Here is a 19,612-nt window from a genome sequence, read left to right on the forward strand (position 1 = left end):
GAAAATGTCCTGTGGGACAGCAGTGGCGCGTACCCTTTTATTTCACCGACGGCAATTCGCATTTGGTTTGCCGCTCCTCTTCCTCGCGATTGGATATAGTTCTTAAATTTCTCCTCCCCTCCCAAATAGGTAAGATACTTTTGATCGAGAACCAGAGGATCTTTTGTTCTAATACAAACTGCGTTCTGATTTAGCAAAAAACCAACAGCATCGGACTTTATCGAAATTGATCTGCCGGCGGCTGAATTTACTAGTGTTTGATGCGATCCAACGGTAGCTATTACAAGATCATCTTCCTGCAATGCGTGCCTTGAATATTTTGCGAGAGACGTCTCTGGCAGAAAACTCAAATTGGATTTGTCAACGGATCTCCCTCTTATATTTGAGACTTTTAGAACGGGAATGCCAGTTAAGACGTATTCACTTTCGTTCCAGGCTCCGCCGTTAATAAAAGTACACATATCACCCAAAGTCTGCATCGTGCCGATCATAAACTTTTTATCCCAAGGATTTCCTTTGTCAGCATCTGCGACGCGGAATACAACTCGAAGAGTTCGGTGTGGATTTGAATTAAGCGAGCCTCATAATCGAATTCATTGTCTATAAAGACGTTGAAGCCCACGTATTGACTGGGCGTCAAGCTGAAGTTATTTTCTTCTATTTCGCCGAGGTCGACGATTTTGCATAGGCCGTCAATGTCCTCATAGTGACCATTCGCGAATGTGGCTTTAAGCCAGTCATTTGACGCAAATACGTCTGTAACATCTTCACCGCGATAAGCTTTGACGATGGCGGTCAGACCGACCGCCTGATCGGGTGAAAAGTCGCGCAGTGTCGTATTGACTTGTCGAAACGTATTGCGGGCATCAATCATCAAGATCTTCGACTTGTTCTCCGCCCGCTTGCCGCGATCCAGAAACCACAGATGGCAGGGGAGGGAGCGAGTATAGAAGAAGTTATTCCCCACCGCGACAATGCAATCCACCGCGCCTGTCTCGATCAGCCTTTGCCGGATCAGCTTTTCTGAGCCGCCCGCGTCCGTCGCGGATGATGCCATGACGAAGCCCGCGCGTCCGGTAGCGTTGAGGTAATGGTAGAAGTACTGGATCCACAGATAGTTGCCATTGTCGGCCTTGGGGATGCCGACATCGGGGAACAGGCGCGGATCGGTTTTGACGACATCGCGTGCCTTATCGACCTTGTTGACGTTGAACGGCGGATTGGCCATGACGAAGTCGCACTGGCCCACCAAGTCATGCGGATCAGAATAGAAACTGTTGGATTCGATGATCTTGCCTTCGATACCGTGAATGGCCAGGTTCATCTTGGCCAGTCGGGCGTTGTTGGCTTTCAGTTCGGTGCCATAGACCTTGATGGTCTCATTGACGGCCTTGTTGTGCTCCGTGATGAAATGCCCCGTCTGCACAAACATACCACCCGATCCGCAGGCCGGATCGTGGATGATGCCATGGTCGGGTTCGATAAAGTTGACGATCAGTTGCACCAGTGACGGCGGGGTGAAGAATTCGCCGCCTTCCTGGGCGCCGGCGCCAACCATGGAAAACTTCATCAGGAAGTACTCGTAGATGCGTCCGAACACATCGCCCTTCAGCTTTTTAACCGACGGCTTGTTGAATACGCGGATCAGTTCGCGCAGCAGATCGGCGTCCAGGTCCTGATAGTTTTTCGGCAATATGCCGGCCAGATCGGCATAACTGGCTTCAATGGCGCGCATGGCCTAATTGACGGCCTCGGAAATGTCGTCGGCTTCGGGCAGGTTGGCCAGATGGTCGTATTGCGACAGTTCCGGCAACATCATCGCCCCGGCGGCCAGATAGTCGGCCTGCGTCGCCGCCCGCGTACCGCGTGGCCCGACCAGCTTGGGCGCGATGGCGATCGTCGCCTCATCATAGCGGTTTTGCGCATAGCGCAGCAGGATGAGGCCCAGAACTGGGTCCTTGTATTCCGCCGCCGTTAGTTTGGAATTGGCGCGCAGATTGTCGGCAGCGTCCCATAGCTCTTTTTCAAGCTGCTTGATCTGTTCGTTGTTCATCAACCCGTTTGACTTTCCTTGATTCAAGCTGTGATGGTACGTCTCCACCAAGCCGGGGTTAATTTCAACCCGCCCGATATGAATCCGTTCCATGACTACAATCTTTAAAGTTCACAACGGCAATCTCTTAAAGGCTCTGACACAGAGTCTTTTGAAAACCGGGTGACCTGAATGCTGATAATTTTGGGATGCAACGAATCCCAGGTCGCTACAGGCGATCGAAAGGTAAACCCATGAGCCGAAGCTCTAAACTACAATTGCACGCCTTCGTGGCACGTGGTCCAAAGGCTGGAACTGTTATTTATCCTCACGAACATCAGGACGGCAGCTTTGTCGTCTCCATGACGCGGTTTGCGAAAGATTACGTCTATTTGCGTGATCCAGACGATATACCTGTGTGGTTGGAAAAGGGCTACCGTCTGCGTATGTCCAACAAAGACGCCGGGGTGCCGGCAGCGAGCCTGATCGTGCCGAGCAAAATATTTCGGCCCGGAGAACCGTGATGAGCCGATCAAAGCAGGGAAGAGCCCTGGCAAAGTGGGTAAGGGGCTTTTGACGTGTCGACAGAAAAACCTTGCCCCATGCTGCCAAAAAGAGAGCATAACTTCTGATGACCAGTGCCATCAAATGCGGGTGCGCAGAGTTTGATGCAACCTATCAGCAGTTTCGCTTGTGGCGGTCGTTGCCGGATGACAAAACAGATGGTCGGCACGCCGAAGTCGAAATCAAAGAATGCGTCACGTGTGGCAAGCTTTGGTTACGTTATGCTGTCGAGTATCCTGCCTTTTCCTATTCGGGCCGCTGGGCAAGGGGTGAAATTACACCGGAACTTGCCGCTGTAATTGAGCCGGAAGAGGCTGCCGATTTCCTGGCTAAGCGTCCCAGCATTATATACGGCGGGTCATTTTACGGTGGAGTCGTCAGTGAGAAGTCGGGGCCGCTGTATTGGGGATGATAGCGTAATGCATTCGCGGCAATTGTGACACCACTGGTGACATAATGGAACTCGCTGTCAGAGATGATTTTAGCGTGATGGGCGATGTCAAACCTGATGCGGCAGAATTTTTTTTAAAACCCCAGGCTAATGCGAGTAAATCGCTTAATGGGGTCAAGGATGTTGTTCGTCTTGGGGTCGTGTTCCATTGTCGCGGCACTGCTGCGACATTTGGCGATAACCACACATTTAGCCGGCGGCTGCGCCATCTCTCTTGCAGGGCGCTAGGCAGCCAGCTTCGCGACCACCTGAGTTCCACCACTCAGTGGGACACGACCACCATATCCGACACGGGTATCGCAGAACCGGAAGAAGACTTTTAACCACGAACGGCACGAACGGCACGAACGAACACGAACTTCCGGATTGGCTTCAAGTGCGACGTCGTTTCGCGTTCTTCGCGTCTTCGCGTGAGACATACCGTAATGGTGTCAAAGATGTTGTTCGTCTACGGGTATCGCAGAACCGGAAGAAGACTTTTGACCACGAACGGCACGAACGAACACGAACTTCCGGATTGGCTTGACGTCGCCGCGCAGCGGCATCCAAGCAAGATGGGATCCACAGATTACACAGATTACACAGATTAAGAACCGACAAGAAATCTGTGTAATCTGTGTAATCTGTGGACCTCCTTTTTGACGCTGTTGCCGCTGCGCGGCCGTGGGGCAAAAGACCTGAAGTTCGTGTCTGTTCGTGCCGTTCGTGGTCAAACTCTTACTGAACTTGCTTCAAACTCATTCGGCCAGCCCTTCGATCAGTTCCAGAAACCGCGTGAACCCGCCCCGCATCATTCCCCTTTGGCGGTTTTATCGCGTTTGCGTGTCGATTTTACACTGGCCTCAGCCTGACTCAACCCGGCCAGGTCATCGGCATCGGCGCGCGCGGCGTCTTCCTTTTTGCGCCGGGTGTCGAAGTCCTGATAGATCTGGGCCACCTTGGCTTCCATCTCGGCGTGGCTGATGCGTCCCTTGTTCTGGAGAACGGGTTTGTCGTTAAACGCCAGCAGCCGGTCAACATTGGACTGCCAATAGGCCAGGGTCAGGTCCCGGCGTTCCTTGACGCGGAGTTCGGCGGACTCAAGGAAGATGACGGTGAGGCGGTTCAGGCTGTCGACCTCATCGGCGTTGAGGTAGTTCTTGGCCGTAACAATATCGCCTTTGCGGACTCTGGCGCCCTTCCACGAGGTCAGGTTCATATTCGGGGCATTGGCATCGGCACGCGCAACAATAAGGTCCGCCGCCGTCATGCCCGCGACGGCGAACAGCAGCTTGTTCTGGGTTTCGGCAAAAAACATCTGCGTCGCCTTGTCCGTCGGATCGTAGTCGGAGGACAGGGCCAGTAGGTCGCGAACTTTTTGATAAAAGCGTAACTCGGAGGCGCGGATATCACGAATGCGTTCCAGCAGTTCATCAAAATAGTCCGCACGGCCGCCACCGTTTTTCAGGCGGTCATCGTCGATGACGAAACCCTTGATCAGGTAGTGCCGCAAATGGGTGTTGGCCCATCGTCTGAATTCGGTGCCACGCGCGCTTCGGACGCGAAAGCCGATGGCCAGGACCATGTCCAGGGCATAGAACTTGACCCGGTACTGTTTGCCGTCGGCGGCAGTTGTTAAGTAATCCTGAATAACTGAATTTTCAGGTAATTCCTTTTCTTTCAATATGTTGGATATGTGCGTATTGATGTTGGGAACGGAGGTGGCAAAAAGTTCTGCCAACTGGCTCTGGTTCATCCACACATTGCCATCACGCGCAAACAGCGCCACCGAGGCCTTGCCGTCCCGGGTGTTGTAGATGATCAGGTTTTGTTCGGCATCGCTCATGCGCTCTCCCCCTGTCCGCCGGTGTTCAACTGGTAGAACTCATGCAGCTTGGCGCGCAACAGGTCCTTGTCAGGCAACTGGGTTTGGTACTGCGCGACCAAGGCCGGGGACAGGCTGCGGCTGAGGGCGTATTCCACCACCTCTTCGTCGGCGCTGGCGCACAGCAGCAGGCCGATGGTTGGGTTTTCGTGGCCCTTGCGGACATCGCGGTCCAGGGCTTCGAGGTAGAAGCTGAGCTTGCCCAGATGCTCAGGTTCGAACCGGCCGATTTTCAGTTCGATCGCCACCAGGGCGTTCAGGCCGCGATGAAAGAACAGAAGGTCGAGCGCGAAGTCGCGGCCGCCGACCTGAAGCGGATATTCCGAGCCGACAAAACAGAAGTCACCGCCCAGTTCGATCAGGAAGGCCTTCAGCCGGGCCAGCAGGCCCAGATGCAGATCGGCTTCGTAATGCGTGTCCGAAAGTCCCAGAAATTCAACCATATAGGCATCTTTGAAGACGGTTGCGGCCTGGGGGTACAATTGTGACATCACCGCTGACACTTTTGGCGGATTTAGGACTGTCCGCTCGAATAGCGCCGATTTGAACTGTCGTTCCAGTTCGCGGCTGCTCCATTTTTCGGCTATGGCCTGACGCAGGTAGAATTCACGTTCTTCCGGACGCTGACTTTGCCCTATGATGATCAGATGATGTGTCCATGGCAATTGTCTCAGCAGTGCCGCGACAATTGGAACATCACGGTAAGTCTCGTAAAACAGCCGCATCCGGTAAAGGTTCGGCCGTGTAAATCCGCGCAGTCCCGGATAGGTCGAAGCAATATGCTGCGCCAGCCGCGGAATGACGCCTTCACCCCATTCGGCGTTGGCAATCTTGCGGCTCAAGGTCTCGCCAATTTGAAGGTAGAGTTCGATCAGGGCCGTATTGACCGCGGCGTAGGCCTTTTGGCGCGACGCCTCGATCAGCCGGATAATCGGTGCAAAGTCATCGCCGGGCGCAACCTGATTCATTGTGTCCCTCTATGTGGCGCGGCGCGACGTGCACGCCCTTGAACGGTCAAGCCTATCTTGCCAGTTGCGTAAGGCGACCTTTCACCCCCGTCAATGGCGAGCTGAACCGGAAGAAGAAGTTTGACCACGAACGGCACGAACAGACACGAACGTCTAGGCTGCTTCGTCCATGGCAATTGTGTCACCAGTGGTGTCACAATTGGCGCATCAGAAAAACGTACGTAAATACAGCGGGAATGGTTGCGAAGTTCATGACATTCCACCAACGAAAAACATTGGACCATTTTGGATCATTTGCGCCCCACGATCAAAACCCGATCAAAAACTATAAACAGCCACTTCCACTGATTTTATTCAGCGTTTTCAGATTTTAGACCGCTGCATCCGCCTTTTGGACCCTCAGGATCAAAACCCGATCAAAATCTTTCCCTATCTTAGAGCGTTATGACTTTAAGTTGAAACATATCCGGAATTTTTGAAATAGTTGGCGCATTCGGTTGGCGGGAACAGATCCAAGAGGGTGCCGAGCGTTCGCCATGTAGCCTCTTGAGTGCGCTCCGCTGCTTTCCTCATAAGATGCTTGAGTTTTGAAAAGGCCTGTTCGATTGGATTCCGGTCTGGACTATAGGGGGGCAGGAATATCAGCCTTGCTCCTACAGCCCGGATAGCCTTTCTTGCGGCCTTGGCTTTATGGGACGACAGATTGTCGGCAACGACGATGTCACCACGTTTTAGGGTAGGCACCAGGCACTGTTCGACGTAAGCGACAAAGCCAGCTGCGTTGATTGGACCATCAAACACACAAGGGGCATCTATTCTGTCGCATCGCAAAGCCGCGACAAATGTCATGGTTTTCCAATGACCAAACGGAGCATTCGCTCGAAGTCTTTGCCCTCGTTTGCACCAGCCGCGCAACGGCGTCATATTCGTTTTGGCCTGGCTCGAGTGCGATGTCGTTTCGCGTTCTTCGCGTCTTCGCGTGAGACATACCGTAATGGGGTCAAAGATCTTGTTCGTCTGCGGGTATCGCAAAACCGGAAGAAGAATTTTAACCACGAACGGCACGAACGAACACGAACTTCCGGATTGGCTTGACGTCGCCGCGCAGCGGCATCTTCGCAAGATGGGATCCACAGATTACACAGATTACACAGATTAAGAACCGACAAGAAATCTGTGTAATCTGTGGACCTCCTTTTTGAAGCTATTGCCGCTGCGCGGCCGTGGGGCAAAAGACCTGAAGTTCGTGTCTGTTCGTGCCGTTCGTGGTCAAATTCTTAAGTACTGAACTGCAGCGACAGCGCAACCTCAGAGCGTTAAGGGGGCTGAGACGTTTTTTCGCGTTGGAACTAGGAGCGGCCACACTTCCCGGCACCATGATTGTGGGATAATATGCTACAGTGTAGCATGCAGTTTCGAGAGGTTGGGCGCTATGGCTATGGTGAAAAAGAGCATTTCCGTTACGGACCAACAAAATGATTGGATCGCCGGGCAGGTCGCGACCGGCCATTATGGAAACGAAAGTGAAGTCATCCGAGAACTGATACGCGAGCGTCAGGTTCGCGAGAAAGAAACCGCCGCTGAGATTGAGGCTATTCGTGCGCATCTCGCTGCGGCGGAGCAGCAAGGGTCGGCAACCGTGTCCCGGGAGGCTCTCTTGGCGGAAATAAAAGAAGACCTGCGACGCAATGGCCGGATATAAACTGAATCACGCTGCCCGAGACATCTATCAGCGCGATTTCCCGACGGGACCGTAAGGCGTTTTCGTCGTAGAGGGGCGGGACAATGGAAGTTTCAGATGAACAACGGCCGGCACGGCGCGAGCAGGCATGGTCTGATTTGAAGGCGTTTCTGACACAGCGGACAGAGCAGGGGGTCGAAGGCGACGTGGCGGCTAGGTCTTTTGACCAGATTGTAGCGGAGCAACTGGGGCAAAATTCCGTGTCGGGAGGTCGTTAAGAGGTCAGAGACGATTTTCGCGGGACTCAGAGCAGGCATAATTGTCGCACCGGTGGTGCGACTTTTCACAGGATCCGGCAGAATTTGTTATTCAACCCGCAGGCTGAGGCGAGCAAAGGTCCGCCGTCTTCGACAAATCGATCTCTTGAAAAAGATAGCACCTGGTGCTATAGTATTTTCATGGTGGAGAAGATCATCTCGTATCGTGTCTGCAAGTCCGGGTGGTTTTCCAGGGCGGCGCGCAAAGCGCGAATTGGAGACGACGAACTTTGTGAGGCCATTGCCGAAGTTGTCAAAGGACAAGCCGATGATCTGGGCGGTGGCGTTTTCAAAAAACGCCTTAACAAGAATATGTACCGCTCTATCATTCTGGCCAGGACGGACGGATTCTGGTTCTACGAATATCTCTTCGCCAAGAAGGATCGGCCCAATATCGGTGATGACGAATTACGGGCATTCCGGGAACTGGCCAAAGGGTACGCAGCCTTGCAACCGGGTCAATTGGCAAGTCTGCTGGACGACGGGGACCTTATCGAAATTTGCAGCCAAAATGGTGAAGGCGTATCGAGATGACAAAAAGAATATACAAGAGCGATGCATTTGAGGCCATCCATGCGTCCGCGAAAGCGCTTCACAAGGTTGGCGCTATTGACAAAACAACGCTGCGTAATTTTGCCGAGGCGGCATTTGAAGCGCCGGCACCCTTTGAGCCGCAGGATATCAAGCGGTTGCGCGAAGCCAATCGTGTCAGCCAGCCTGTGTTTGCCAGGTATTTGAACACCAGCCAATCCACCGTCGAGAAATGGGAGACGGGCGCAAAGCGGCCTAGCGGGATGGCGCTGAAGCTGTTGACGGTTATCCAAAAACACGGATTGCAGGTTCTGTCTTAGAGTTGAGACCGCTTAGCCGGTGGCTGCTCCGGATATGTTGCACAGCGCCGCGCACTCGACTTCGCCACCCGAGGCGTTATGACGAGCTCAAGAATGTCACTGAATTTCAGGAGCTTGCCGCCGCGCGGCTTTAGCAGATGGTGCCCAGGAAAGGACTCGAACCTTCACGACTGTTACATCACTGGCACCTGAAGCCAGCGCGTCTACCAATTCCGCCACCTGGGCACGTCTCTAGGTCTGCGGTCCCCGGCCTAGACCGGAGGCGGCGACCTATAAGCACAAACATTTCGTGCGTCAACAAGCGCTTAAAGTTTTTTTCCAAACGCTCCGCTGCCCCGCCAAATCCACAAACCCCTTGCCGTATCAAGCCTTAGCACGCTAGAAATTTGTCAGACATATAAAAAGCCACAGGCAGGAATCCCATGCGTTCGTTCATCACCGGACTGGTCATCGCCCTCGGTCTCGGCCTCGCCGGCATCTCCGCCGCCCGCGCCGAAACATGGACTTCCGATAATGGCAACGGCACCTTCACCAACCCGCTGTTCTACGATGAGTTTTCCGATCCCGATTTGATCCGCGTCGGCGACGATTATTACCTCACCGGCACCACCATGCACTCCATGCCGGGCTTGCCGATCCTGCATTCCAAGGACCTGGTCAACTGGACCTTCCTGACCTATGCCAGCCCCAAGCTGGATCTCGGGCCGGGCTTCCGCCTCGAAGACGGCAAGGGCGTCTACGGCCAGGGCATCTGGGCGCCGACGTTGCGCTATCACGACGGCACATTCTACATCTTCAGCAACGTCAACGGCCAGACGACCCAGGTCTTCACCGCCACCGACCCGAAAGGCCCCTGGACCCACAGCCAGATGAAGCGGTCCTTCCACGACCTGTCGGTGCTGTTTGACGGCGGAAAAGCCTATATGATCTGGGGCTATCAGGGCATCCGGATGGCCGAACTGAACGCCGACCTGACCGACATTGTCCCCGGCACCGAGCGCGAGATCATCCCCCACACCGCCGGCATGGGCGAAGGCGTCCACTTCTACAAGCTGAATGGCAAGTACTATATCACCTCGGCCTGGTTCAACGATCGCATGCGCATGCCGGCGGCCCGCGCCGACACCATCTGGGGGCCGTATGAGGTCAACCAGGCCATCAGCATCGATGAGGACTTTGGCCTGGCCGAAGGCAACAGAGTTGGCGGCCGCCAGCCCTTCCTGCGCATCCACCCCGGTAACCCGGCGCCCAATGGCCGCATGTCATTGCACCAGGGCGGCCTGGTCCAGACCCCCGAAGGCGAGTGGTGGGGCTTTTCGATGATGGACTACAACTCCGTCGGCCGCCTGACGGCCCTGGCCCCCATAACCTGGAAGGATGGCTGGCCCTATTTCGGCCTGCCCGGCAACCTGACGCGCAATCCGCGCACCTGGGTCAAACCCAAGACGAAATATAAGGTCGCGCCGCACATGCCGTACGAACGCAGCGACGACTTCGCCGGTGCCGCCTTGAAACCGGTCTGGCAATGGAGCCACGTTCCCGTCGATGCCAAATGGTCCCTGACCGAGCGGCCTGGACATCTGCGGCTGCATACCCTGCCGGCAGCCGATTTCTGGACGGCGCGCAATACCTTAACCCAGCGCGCCATCGGGCCGCAGTCGACCCCGACCGCCGTGTTAGACGCGGCCGGCCTGAAGCCCGGCGATGTCGCCGGTCTGGCCCTGACCAACAAGCCCTATGCCTGGATCGGCGTCGAGCGCGGCGATGACGGGCTGTTCCTCGTCCAGTTCAACGAATACACCAACGCCACCACCCGGGTGAAGATCGACGCCACCAGGGTCTGGCTGCGCGCCGAGGCCGATTTCCTGACCGAGATCGCGCGGTTCTCCTGGTCGACCGATGGCGAGACCTTTATGCCGGTCGGTGAGCCCTTCACCATGGCGTTTCAGCTGATCACCTTCCAGGGCGTGCGCTATTCTTTGTTCGCCTACAACACCCGCCGCGCCGAAGGCGGCTTTGCCGATTTCGACGCCATCGATGTCCATGAGCCCCATCCGCGCGGCCTGATGAAGCCCATCCCCTATGGCCAACAGGTCCGCCTGACCTCGTGGGCGGCGCCGACCGGCCTGGGCGTGACCGATGGCAAACCTGCCCGCGGCGCGCCGGCCGATTTCACAGTTGTTGACATGAAGCTCGGCCGTGCCGCGCTCAAATCCGGCGACATGTACCTGACCGTGGCCGCCGATGGCGCGGTCAGCCTCAAAACGGGCAAGCCTGGCACCGCTCAAAGCTTTCAGTGGATCGAGACCCCGACCGGTGAGCTGGCGCTGATGTCGCTGGTCACCAACCGCTTCCTGCGCATCGATCCCCAAAAAGACAACAAGTCTGGCGCAGTGGTCGCCGATAGCCCCGGCCCGCAGTCCGATGGCAAGGACGGTGTCCGCTTCACCTGGGCGCCGGCTTTGAAGGTGGCGCTAAAGCCGCTGTACCGCGACCCGGTCTACGACGGCGCCGCCGATGTCTCGATCGTCTGGGATGAGGCCCAGGCGCGCTGGACCATGTTCTACACCAATCGTCGCGCCACGATGAAGCTGCCCGACCTGAAGGACGTCGCCTGGGTCCATGCCACGCCGATCGGTGTGGCGACCTCGGCCGATGGCCTGAACTGGGACTATGGCGGCACGGCGGTGTTTCCGGCGGAGTGCACCGGCGTGACCCTGTGGGCGCCGGAGGTCTTCCGTGATGGCGATACCTATCACATGTGGCTGACCATCGTGCCGGGCATTTTCAACCGCTGGGGTCAGCCCGGCGCCACCAGCCGCATCGTCCACCTGACCAGCCCGGACCTCAAGTCCTGGTCCTGCGCCGGCGACGTCGAACTCGACATCGGCCGGATCATCGACGCGGCCGTCATCAAGGTCGGGGACCGGTATCGCCTGTGGTACAAGGACGAGACCGTCGGTTCGCGCATCATGGCGGCTGACAGCCCGGATCTCAAAACCTGGAAGCGGATCAGCGACTCCCCGGTCAGTCAGACGGCCGGAGAGGGCCCGAAGGTGTTCCGCCTTGCCGGCAAGTACTGGATGGTCTTCGACGCCTGGAAGGGCCTGGCGGTTTTGAGTTCCGACGATGCCACGACCTGGGTGCAGCAGGACGGCTTTATCCTGGCTGAGCCGGGCGTAAAGCCGACCGACCGCGCCAAGGGCCAGCATCCCGATGTGGTGGTGTCGGGCGACCGCGCGTTTATTTATTACTTTGTGCACCAAGGCGCGGAAAAGCCCGAGGACCCACACTGGAACCAGCGCACGGTGATCCAGGTCGCCGAACTAAAGCTGGTCGATGGCCGGCTGGTCGTCGATCGTAACGCTGACGTCGATACGGTATTGACGCCGCCGGCCAAACCATAAAAGTATATGATATGTCCAATACCAGCCGCCGCGACGCGCTTAAATTCGGAGGCCTTGGCGCCCTGCTGTTCGGCGCGCCTGCCGTCGCCCGCGCCGCCGACACCACACCTGTCACCTGGGCGCGCGGTATCGAAGGCCAGCGCAAGGCCGATCTCGGGGACGGTCGGTTCCTCAATCCGATCATGGCCGGCGACCACCCGGACCCGTCGATCCTGAAGGACGGGTCGGACTACTACATGACGTTTTCGACTTTCGACGCCTATCCGGGCCTGGTCATCTGGCATTCGAAGGACCTGGTCAACTGGCAGCCGGTCACGGCGGCCCTGACGCGCAATATCGGTTCGGTATGGGCGCCGGAACTTTGCAAGCACGAAGGCCGCTACTACCTCTATATCCCGACCAAAAAGACGACGGCCCCGGGCAGCAAGACGACCTCGTGGGTTATCTGGGCCGACGACATCAAGGGGCCGTGGTCCGATCCGATCGACCTTGACCTGCCGGCCCATATCGACCCCGGCCATGCGGTCGGCGAAGACGGTTCGCGCTGGCTGTTCCTGTCGGGCGGCGACCGGGTGCGGCTTTCGGACGATGGCCTGTCGCGGGTCGGCGCACCCGAGCATGTCTACGATCCGTGGAGATATCCGGACGACTGGGACGTTGAAGGCTTTTCCCCGGAGGGCCCCAAGGTCACGCGTCAAGGCCGTTACGTCTATCTGGTCCTGGCGGTTGGCGGGACGGCCGGCCCGCCCACCGGCCATATGGTCATCGCGGCGCGCTCGAAGTCGATCAACGGCCCGTGGGAACAGCACCCGCGCAACCCGTTGGTCCGTACGACCTCACTGGACGAAAAATGGTGGTCACGCGGTCACGCTACCCTGGTTGAAGGCCCCTCCGGTGACTGGTGGAGCGTCTATCACGGCTACGAGAACGGCCTGTGGACCCTGGGCCGCCAGACACTGCTGGCGCCGGTCACCTGGTCGAACGATGGCTGGTTCGATTTTGGCGGCGGCGACCTGTCGCAACCGATCGCCAAACCCAGGGGTGGGGTCGCCCAGGATCACGGCTTCGCCCTGTCGGACGACTTCAGCCAGGACAAGTACGGCATCCAGTGGAACTTCTTCAACCCCTCGGTCGACGAAGCCAAACGCATCCGCCGCGACAACGGTGTGCTTCACCTGACCGCCACCGGCGAAGCGCCGTCCTCCTCGTCGCCACTGATCACCGTCGTCGGCGATCCCGCCTATGAGATCGAAATGGAGATCGAGATTGACGAAGGTGCGCGCGCCGGCCTCCTGCTGTTCTACGATCAGAAGCTCTATTGCGGCCTGGGCTTCGACAAGGACCGCTTCATCACTCATCAGTACGGCATCGAGCGCGGCCGGCCTGCCAATCCACACGGCCGCCGGATGTTTATGCGGATGCGCAACCACCACCATATCGTCAGCTTCCATACCTCTTTGGATGGCGTAACCTGGAAGCGCTTTGACCGCGGCATGGAGGTCTCGGGCTACCATCACAACGTCCGTGGCGGCTTCCTGATGCTGAAGCCGGGCTTCTATGCTGCCGGTACCGGCGAAGCGCGCTTCAGGACTTTCACATACAAGGCTTTGTGAGGCCTGTCCGACAGCTAGGTTGCAGAACCTGTCTCAGCCGGCCACGCTACCAACGCGACGCCGAACGTCCTGGCACGCTATCCAAGAAGGTCGGGCGAGATGATAGCGTTTCGCTTTACACCAGTTACATGTTGAACCTCAGGTCAATTCGTGCTGCAACTCGGCTTGGGTAGTTCAGGAGTTGCGTGTGAAGTTGTGTTTGGCTCTTTGCGGCCTCAGTTTGGCTGTCGTAGCGTTTCCCGTTGCCGCAGATGAGGTCACCGAAGTCACCATTGTCAGTACACGGTTGAAAACTGGCGTGCCGTGGTCCGAGCGCCGGGCGGCGAAGGACGGCCAGTCGATCAACGATGTCCTGGAGGGCGTGCCTGGCCTGACCGTGCTGGACGGCGGCGTTGCCGGTTCGCGTGCCGAACTGTTTGTGCGTGGCGCCGATGCCAACTTTACGCCCGTGCTGATCGAAGGCGTTCCGGTCCATGACCTCGGCGATTCGCGCGGCGGCGCCTATGATTTCTCTACCCTGGCCGGCGATGAAATCTCTGCCGTCACGGTAGGACAGGGGCCGTTGTCGGCCCTCTACGGTTCCGGCGCCCTCGCCGGTGTGGTGACCACGGAACTGGACCTGCCGCGCGCGCCGACGGTCCGCATCTCTGCTTCCGCCGACGAAAACTATGCCGCCCGCCTGGCCGGCGGCATGGCACTTACGCCCAACTGGACGCTGACCGGGGCGGTCCGCCACGGCGAAGACGGCGACCACGACCTGGGCCAGTGGCGCACCCTGTCGACCGTGACGGCCAAGCTGACCGGCGCGACGCCCCGCGACGGCCGCTTGAGCCTGTTTGTTCGCGCCGCCGACAGCGACCGCGAAGGCTTCGACGTCGCCAGCGGCGGCATCCTTTATTCCAACGGTGAACAGCAGCATATCCAGGACAAGGACCGTCTGGCGGGCCTGTCCTTCCGGCAAAACACCGGCGATGGCCGCAGTTTCAGCCTGAACCTGGCGGCCTTCCGCCGCGACCAGGAGCAATATACCCCGGCTGCGGGCGATCCGTTGGGCGGTGGTACGCCGGCGACGATCCAGACCAGCCGCTTCGATCGCGTCCAGGCGACGGCCGCCTATCGCGCCAACGGCAACCGGATCGACTATACCGCCGGGGTCGAACTGATGCGTGAGAGCGGCGAGGTCGACGGCGTGCTCGATTTCGGTTTCTTTACGCTGCCAGCCAGCTTCGAGCAGGACCGTAGCAGCGCCGGTGTCTTTGGCGAAGGCCTGGTCCGGCTCGGTAACGGTTTTGCGGTCCGCGGTGGCGTGCGTGCCGATGCCCGTGATAATGACAAGGCCGCCTGGAGCCACCGCGCCAGCCTGGAATGGCAGTCGGCCGACGACCGCCTGGCCCTGGCCGGGGCCTGGGGGCGGTCGCTGAAGGTACCAAGCTTCTATGCCCTGGGCGATCCGCTGGTCGGTTCACCGGATCTGCGCCCGGAGGAAAGCGAAGGCGGTGATGTCCGCGTCGCCTATCGCTTCGGTGTGGCGCGTCTGACGGTGACGGCACACAGCACCGTCTATCGCAACCTGATCGATTTCGACTTTACCACCTTCAAGCTGGTCAACCGCGACAAGGTTGCGATTTCAGGGATTGATCTGGCGCTGGATGGACCGATCGGGCCGGGCGTCGCCTACGAAGGCCGGATTTCGACCATGCATAACGAAGTCAACGGCAGTGAGGACGGTTTGCTGCACCGCCCGGACCTGACAGCGGCCTTCGATCTGACCTGGACGCCTTTGCCGGCCTGGACGGTAAGGCTGGATAACCGCTATGTTGGCAAGCGTGCTTCGAATTCGATCCCGACCGGCGATGTCACGCTGAAAGGGTATGTGCGCAGCGATCTGACGGTGGCCTATCGGTTCGACAATGGCCTGGCGGCCAGCGTAAGGGTGGGCAATCTGCTGGATGAAGCGTATGAAACCGTGGCCGGCTTCCGGGCGCGGGGACGTAATGTGACAGTGAGTTTGAGTAAAGCGTTCTAGCTTAGGCGGCCGAAGGGCCCCCTCCGTCTCGACGCGGTCGCCTGAAGACGGCTCCCTTGCACGCCACCTCCCCATCTTTGACAGGGAGGAGAAGAAAAGAACAACAAGAACACTAGAAAAGATTGAGAGGAAACAATGGCTTTAGTTCAACGAATGGGCCTGGGGCGCTGGAAAGTTCTGGCAGGGCTGATACTGGTATTGGCGGCGCTGGCCGTAGCCTTTGCCGCCTGGGCCGCTAAAGCCCCAACGAAGGCCGCCTCGCGGCCGCTGATGGGGGCGCAGGTTCTGGTCTTCTCCAAGACCGCCGGCTTCCGCCACGACTCGATCCCGACCGGCCAGGCGGCCCTGAAGGCGCTGGCGCAAAAGGAAGGCTTCAGCGTCACTGTTACCGAAGACGCCTCCGTCTTCACCGATGCCAACCTGAAGACCTATAACGCTGTCGTCTTCCTCAATACTACGGGCGACATCCTCGATGACAACCAGCAGGCGGCCTTCGAGCGCTTTATCCAGTCGGGTGGGGGCCTGCTGGGCATCCACTCGGCCACCGACACCGAAAGCGACGGCAAGTGGCCGTGGTTCACCAAGCTGATCGGCGGCCACTTCAAGCACCATCCGGCCATCCAGGAAGCCCGCCTGGTGGTTGCCGACCCGCACCATCCCGCCATCGCCGCCGATCCGGCCCTGGCCAGGAAGGGCGAGATGCGCTTCACCGACGAATGGTACGACTATCGCGACGTCAGCCCGTTCCTCAACCACATCCTGCAGATCGACAGCCAAAGCTATCAGGGTGCCCAATCCCAGGGCATCAGCAACATGGTGTGGTCGAACGACTTTGACGGCGGGCGCGCCTTCTACATTGGCCTGGGTCACCGCAACGAGTCCTATGCCGAGCCGATCATGCAGCGCCTGATGCTCCACGGCCTGATCTATGCGGTCGGCAAAAAGGATCGCGACTACGCGAGGATCCGCCCGGCGGCCGAGCGCATGACGCGTGAAACCGTCGTCTCCAATATGAACGAGCCAATCGCCTTCGACTTCCTGCCGGACCGCAGCATTCTGATCATCGAACGCAACGGCGCTCTGATCCACGTCGATCCGACCTGGGGCACGCGCAAGACCGTTGGCATGGTGGCGTTTGATTCCTCAAACGGCGAGCACGGCGCCTATGCCCTGGCCGTCGACCCCAACTTTGCCGCGAACCGCATCCTCTACATCCAGCATTCGAAGCGCGGAAAAGCTGGCAAGATGATGAACCGGGTCGGCCGGTTCAGGCTGGATGTAAAGGCCGGGCGCCTGACTCCGGTTGACACTCTGATCGACATACCGATCGAAGACACCTGCTGTCACACCGGCAGCGGACTGCTGTTCAACAAGGCCGGTGAGTTGTTCATCACCACGGGCGACAACACCAATCCGTGGGACAAGGATGTCAACGGCTTCGCGCCGCTGGATAATCGCCCCACCGGCACCGACATGGATGCTGGCCGCTCGTCCGGCAACACCCAGGACCTGCGCGGCAAGATCCTGCGCATCCGGCCCAAGCCCGCCGGCGGCTATCTGGTCCCCAAGGGCAATCTGTTCACCGACGCGCGCCAGGGCCGGCCGGAAATCTACGCCATGGGTTTCCGCAATCCCTACTCCCTGGCCCAGGACCCGAAGACCGGCTACCTTTATCTCGGTGATGTCGGTCCGGATTCCAGTACCGATGACGTCAATCGCGGCGTCCGCGGCCACGATGAGATCAACGAAATCAAGAGCCCCGGCAACTACGGCTGGCCACTGTTTATCGGCAACAACTATCCCTACCACAAGCACGACTTCGTCACCGGCGAGAACGGCAAGGCCTTCGACCCGGATCGTCCCGTCAATCCGTCGGCGCGCAATACCGGCACGAAGGTCTTGCCGCCAGCCCGTCCGGCCCTTCTGTACTATCCGTACAACGAATCCTCGATCTTCCCGGAGCTTGGGAGCGGTGGCCGCTCCGCCACGGCGGGCGGCGTCTATCGCAGGCCCCGGACTCCGGCGACAACCAACCTGCCGGCCTGGTACGACGGCAAGCTGTTCATCTCGGATTTCGTGCGCAGCTACGTCAAGGTCGTCGACTTTGACAGCCAGGGCAATGTCCGCCAGATCCTTGATCTGGCGCCAAGCGTGAAAATTGACAACCCGATCGACATGATGTTCGGCCCGGATGGCAACCTCTACGTCCTGGCCTACGGTCCGAAATGGAATGCGCCCAACCCGACGTCGGGCCTGTATCGCATCGTCTTCCGGCCAGGTGAGCTGGAAGCGGCGGCACCCGTTGTCGCCGCGGCGCCGGTCTCGCCGGCCATGGCGCTGATTGAGGAGAATGCCTGCCTGTCGTGTCACCAGGTCGACGAGGAATCGGTCGGCCCTTCCTACAAGAAGGTGGCGGAGAAGTACCGCGACCGCGCCGATGCGGTTGACTATATCGCCGGCCGTATCGAAAAGGGCGGCCAGGGTGTGTGGGGCAGCCCGCACGCCATGCCGGCTTTCGAAGGCATCAGCCAAGACGACCGCAAGGTGCTGGCGGCGTATATCCTGGCACAGTGAGGCGTTGACAGCCGTTGCTGGAAATGGTGCACTTGCACCAAGTTTCCAATGACAACGGTGTTCCATGACCTCTGCAAACTTGGCCCGGCGCGGCGTCCTTATGGGCGCCGCGGCCGGGCTGGCCGGCACCGCCGCCATGGCTTCGCCCGGTGTCATTCCGCTCAAGACCCTGGCCGCTGCCAAGGGCGTCGTCTTTGGCAGTTCCATCGCCGCCGGGCCGGCTGGAACCCTGACAGGTTCCCTGGCCGATGCCGACTATCGCCGGATCGTCGTCAACGAATGTGCAGCGATCGTGCCGGAAAACGAGCTCAAAGCCTATACGATTGTCGGCTGGAAGGCAGACTATTACGACTTCAAGCCTGCCGATGAGGTTGCCGCCTTTGCCGCCGATAACGGCTTAAAGCTGCGCGGTCACACGCTGTTGTGGAACCGGACTGACATGATGCCGGCCTGGATGGCACAGGCCGATTTCGGTCCTAATCCCGCCGCGGCCGCCGAAACCTGGCTGCGTGACTACATCGGCCGTGTGTGTGGACGCTATGCCGACCAAATCTACGAATGGGATGTGGTCAACGAGACGATCTTGCCCGAAACAGGTGAGCTGCGCGTAACGCCCTTTACCCAGGCCCTCGGCTTCGACGCCTTGCGCATTACTTTCGAGGCAGCGCGCGAACACGCGCCGAGGGCGCGGCTGGTCTATAGCGACTACATGACATGGGGATGGGGGCCGAAGCATCGCGCCGGTGTGCTGAAGCTGCTGGAACGCTTCCGCCGCGACAACGTGCCGGTCGACGCGCTGGGCGTCCAGGGTCATATCGGCGGCGCTCAGAAGATCGATCGCAAGGACCGCCGGGAATGGCTGGCCTTCATCACCGACGTTACGGCGATGGGCTATAAACTGGCGATCACCGAATTCGACGTCAACGACCGTAAGATGCGCGGCGACATCGCCCGCCAGGACGCCGGCATGGCGGCGATGGCGCGTGATTTTCTTGACCTGATGCTGTCCTTCCGCGAACTGGATCAGGTCCTGTGCTGGGGGATGGTCGATTCATTCAGCTGGATTCAGGACGAAGCAAAAAAACGCGGCGCCGGTCCTTCACGACCGAACCCCTACGACGCCCAGTTCAGGCCCAAGCCGATGCGCGACGCCCTGGCAGCGGCATTCGCAGCTGCGCCCCTGCGCTAGATCGCAATCCGATAAAGTGGAAGGCACCGCACGGGCGCTCCCGGTTTCGGATAAATTGCGCGACAAAACAAAAAC

At 58.7% G+C, this 19,612-nt stretch carries 17 protein-coding genes, 1 tRNA gene and 1 pseudogene; 12 read left to right on the forward strand and 7 right to left on the reverse strand.

Features of this window, described 5'->3' with window-relative positions; all coding sequences use genetic code 11:
* The 3 genes from ABAC402_RS41050 to ABAC402_RS40745 all read right to left on the reverse strand — a co-directional run.
* Nucleotides 1-491: hypothetical protein (locus tag ABAC402_RS41050; RefSeq protein WP_235080115.1), on the reverse strand; the 491-nt coding region annotated here is incomplete at its 3' end.
* Nucleotides 488-1,735, reverse strand: coding sequence for a class I SAM-dependent DNA methyltransferase (locus ABAC402_RS38505; protein ID WP_023451282.1), 1,248 nt, complete (start codon nucleotides 1,733-1,735; stop codon nucleotides 488-490). The genes ABAC402_RS38505 and ABAC402_RS41050, both read right to left, overlap by 4 nt.
* Nucleotides 1,736-1,738: 3 nt before the next feature.
* A complete protein-coding gene (locus tag ABAC402_RS40745; RefSeq protein ID WP_200862147.1) occupies nucleotides 1,739-2,053 on the reverse strand; it encodes a type I restriction-modification system subunit M N-terminal domain-containing protein in 315 nt (104 codons plus the stop codon).
* Nucleotides 2,054-2,286: 233 nt separating this feature from the next.
* Between ABAC402_RS40745 and ABAC402_RS40395 the strand changes: the two genes are divergently transcribed.
* From ABAC402_RS40395 to ABAC402_RS38515, 3 genes are all read left to right on the forward strand, one after another.
* Entirely contained in the window at nucleotides 2,287-2,556 is a 270-nt protein-coding gene (locus ABAC402_RS40395; RefSeq protein ID WP_023451284.1) for a hypothetical protein, read from the forward strand.
* 107 nt (nucleotides 2,557-2,663) lie between these two features.
* A complete protein-coding gene (locus tag ABAC402_RS38510) occupies nucleotides 2,664-3,008 on the forward strand; it encodes a hypothetical protein (protein WP_023451285.1) in 345 nt (114 codons plus the stop codon).
* Nucleotides 3,009-3,052: 44 nt separating this feature from the next.
* Nucleotides 3,053-3,370, forward strand: coding sequence for a hypothetical protein (locus tag ABAC402_RS38515; protein WP_023451286.1), 318 nt, complete (start codon nucleotides 3,053-3,055; stop codon nucleotides 3,368-3,370).
* A 467-nt stretch (nucleotides 3,371-3,837) separates the two neighbouring features.
* Here the strand turns inward: ABAC402_RS38515 and ABAC402_RS38520 are convergent, their stop codons facing one another.
* From ABAC402_RS38520 to ABAC402_RS39940, 3 genes and pseudogenes are all read right to left on the reverse strand, one after another.
* Nucleotides 3,838-4,872 (reverse strand): virulence RhuM family protein, encoded by a 1,035-nt coding sequence (locus ABAC402_RS38520; protein ID WP_023451287.1) that lies wholly within the window; start codon nucleotides 4,870-4,872, stop codon nucleotides 3,838-3,840.
* On the reverse strand, nucleotides 4,869-5,879 hold the full coding sequence (locus ABAC402_RS38525; RefSeq protein WP_023451288.1) for a YhcG family protein: 1,011 nt from the start codon (nucleotides 5,877-5,879) through the stop codon (nucleotides 4,869-4,871). The genes ABAC402_RS38520 and ABAC402_RS38525 overlap by 4 nt, the downstream gene beginning before the upstream one ends.
* Nucleotides 5,880-6,329: 450 nt before the next feature.
* Nucleotides 6,330-6,812 (reverse strand): annotated as a pseudogene (locus tag ABAC402_RS39940) (IS630 family transposase); the annotation flags it as partial.
* Nucleotides 6,813-7,311: 499 nt separating this feature from the next.
* Between ABAC402_RS39940 and ABAC402_RS38530 the strand changes: the two are divergent.
* The 4 genes from ABAC402_RS38530 to ABAC402_RS38540 all read left to right on the forward strand — a co-directional run bounded on the left by ABAC402_RS38530 (nucleotide 7,312) and on the right by ABAC402_RS38540 (nucleotide 8,728).
* On the forward strand, nucleotides 7,312-7,581 hold the full coding sequence (locus ABAC402_RS38530; protein WP_023451290.1) for a type II toxin-antitoxin system ParD family antitoxin: 270 nt from the start codon (nucleotides 7,312-7,314) through the stop codon (nucleotides 7,579-7,581).
* 83 nt (nucleotides 7,582-7,664) lie between these two features.
* Nucleotides 7,665-7,838: a hypothetical protein gene (locus tag ABAC402_RS41285; protein WP_082180092.1), complete on the forward strand. Its 174-nt coding sequence runs from the start codon at nucleotides 7,665-7,667 to the stop codon at nucleotides 7,836-7,838.
* A gap of 180 nt (nucleotides 7,839-8,018) precedes the next feature.
* Nucleotides 8,019-8,411: a type II toxin-antitoxin system RelE/ParE family toxin gene (locus ABAC402_RS38535; RefSeq protein WP_023451291.1), complete on the forward strand. Its 393-nt coding sequence runs from the start codon at nucleotides 8,019-8,021 to the stop codon at nucleotides 8,409-8,411.
* Entirely contained in the window at nucleotides 8,408-8,728 is a 321-nt protein-coding gene (locus ABAC402_RS38540; protein ID WP_023451292.1) for a DNA-binding transcriptional regulator, read from the forward strand. Before ABAC402_RS38535 ends, ABAC402_RS38540 begins: the two co-directional genes overlap by 4 nt.
* Nucleotides 8,729-8,866: 138 nt before the next feature.
* On the opposite strand, the gene ABAC402_RS38545 is transcribed toward ABAC402_RS38540, so the two are convergent.
* Nucleotides 8,867-8,953 (reverse strand) — tRNA-Leu (locus ABAC402_RS38545).
* Nucleotides 8,954-9,150: 197 nt separating this feature from the next.
* Between ABAC402_RS38545 and ABAC402_RS0121015 the strand changes: the two genes are divergently transcribed.
* The 5 genes from ABAC402_RS0121015 (at nucleotide 9,151) to ABAC402_RS38565 (ending at nucleotide 19,537) form a co-directional block, all read left to right on the forward strand.
* Nucleotides 9,151-12,135 carry a family 43 glycosylhydrolase gene (locus ABAC402_RS0121015; protein WP_023451293.1) on the forward strand — a complete coding sequence of 995 codons (2,985 nt, stop codon included), beginning with the start codon at nucleotides 9,151-9,153 and terminating at the stop codon, nucleotides 12,133-12,135.
* Between the two features lie 11 nt (nucleotides 12,136-12,146).
* Complete coding sequence (locus ABAC402_RS38550) at nucleotides 12,147-13,748, forward strand: family 43 glycosylhydrolase (RefSeq protein WP_023451294.1); 1,602 nt, start codon at nucleotides 12,147-12,149, stop codon at nucleotides 13,746-13,748.
* Nucleotides 13,749-13,935: 187 nt separating this feature from the next.
* The gene (locus tag ABAC402_RS38555; RefSeq protein WP_162148552.1) at nucleotides 13,936-15,774 is read left to right on the forward strand and encodes a TonB-dependent siderophore receptor; all 1,839 of its coding nucleotides are present in this window, start codon (nucleotides 13,936-13,938) and stop codon (nucleotides 15,772-15,774) included.
* Between the two features lie 135 nt (nucleotides 15,775-15,909).
* Nucleotides 15,910-18,348, forward strand: coding sequence for a ThuA domain-containing protein (locus ABAC402_RS38560; RefSeq protein ID WP_082180094.1), 2,439 nt, complete (start codon nucleotides 15,910-15,912; stop codon nucleotides 18,346-18,348).
* A gap of 64 nt (nucleotides 18,349-18,412) precedes the next feature.
* Complete coding sequence (locus tag ABAC402_RS38565; protein WP_023451297.1) at nucleotides 18,413-19,537, forward strand: endo-1,4-beta-xylanase; 1,125 nt, start codon at nucleotides 18,413-18,415, stop codon at nucleotides 19,535-19,537.
* Nucleotides 19,538-19,612 lie beyond the last annotated feature (75 nt).

Source organism: Asticcacaulis sp. AC402 (genome assembly GCF_000495835.1).
Lineage (GTDB): Bacteria > Pseudomonadota > Alphaproteobacteria > Caulobacterales > Caulobacteraceae > Asticcacaulis.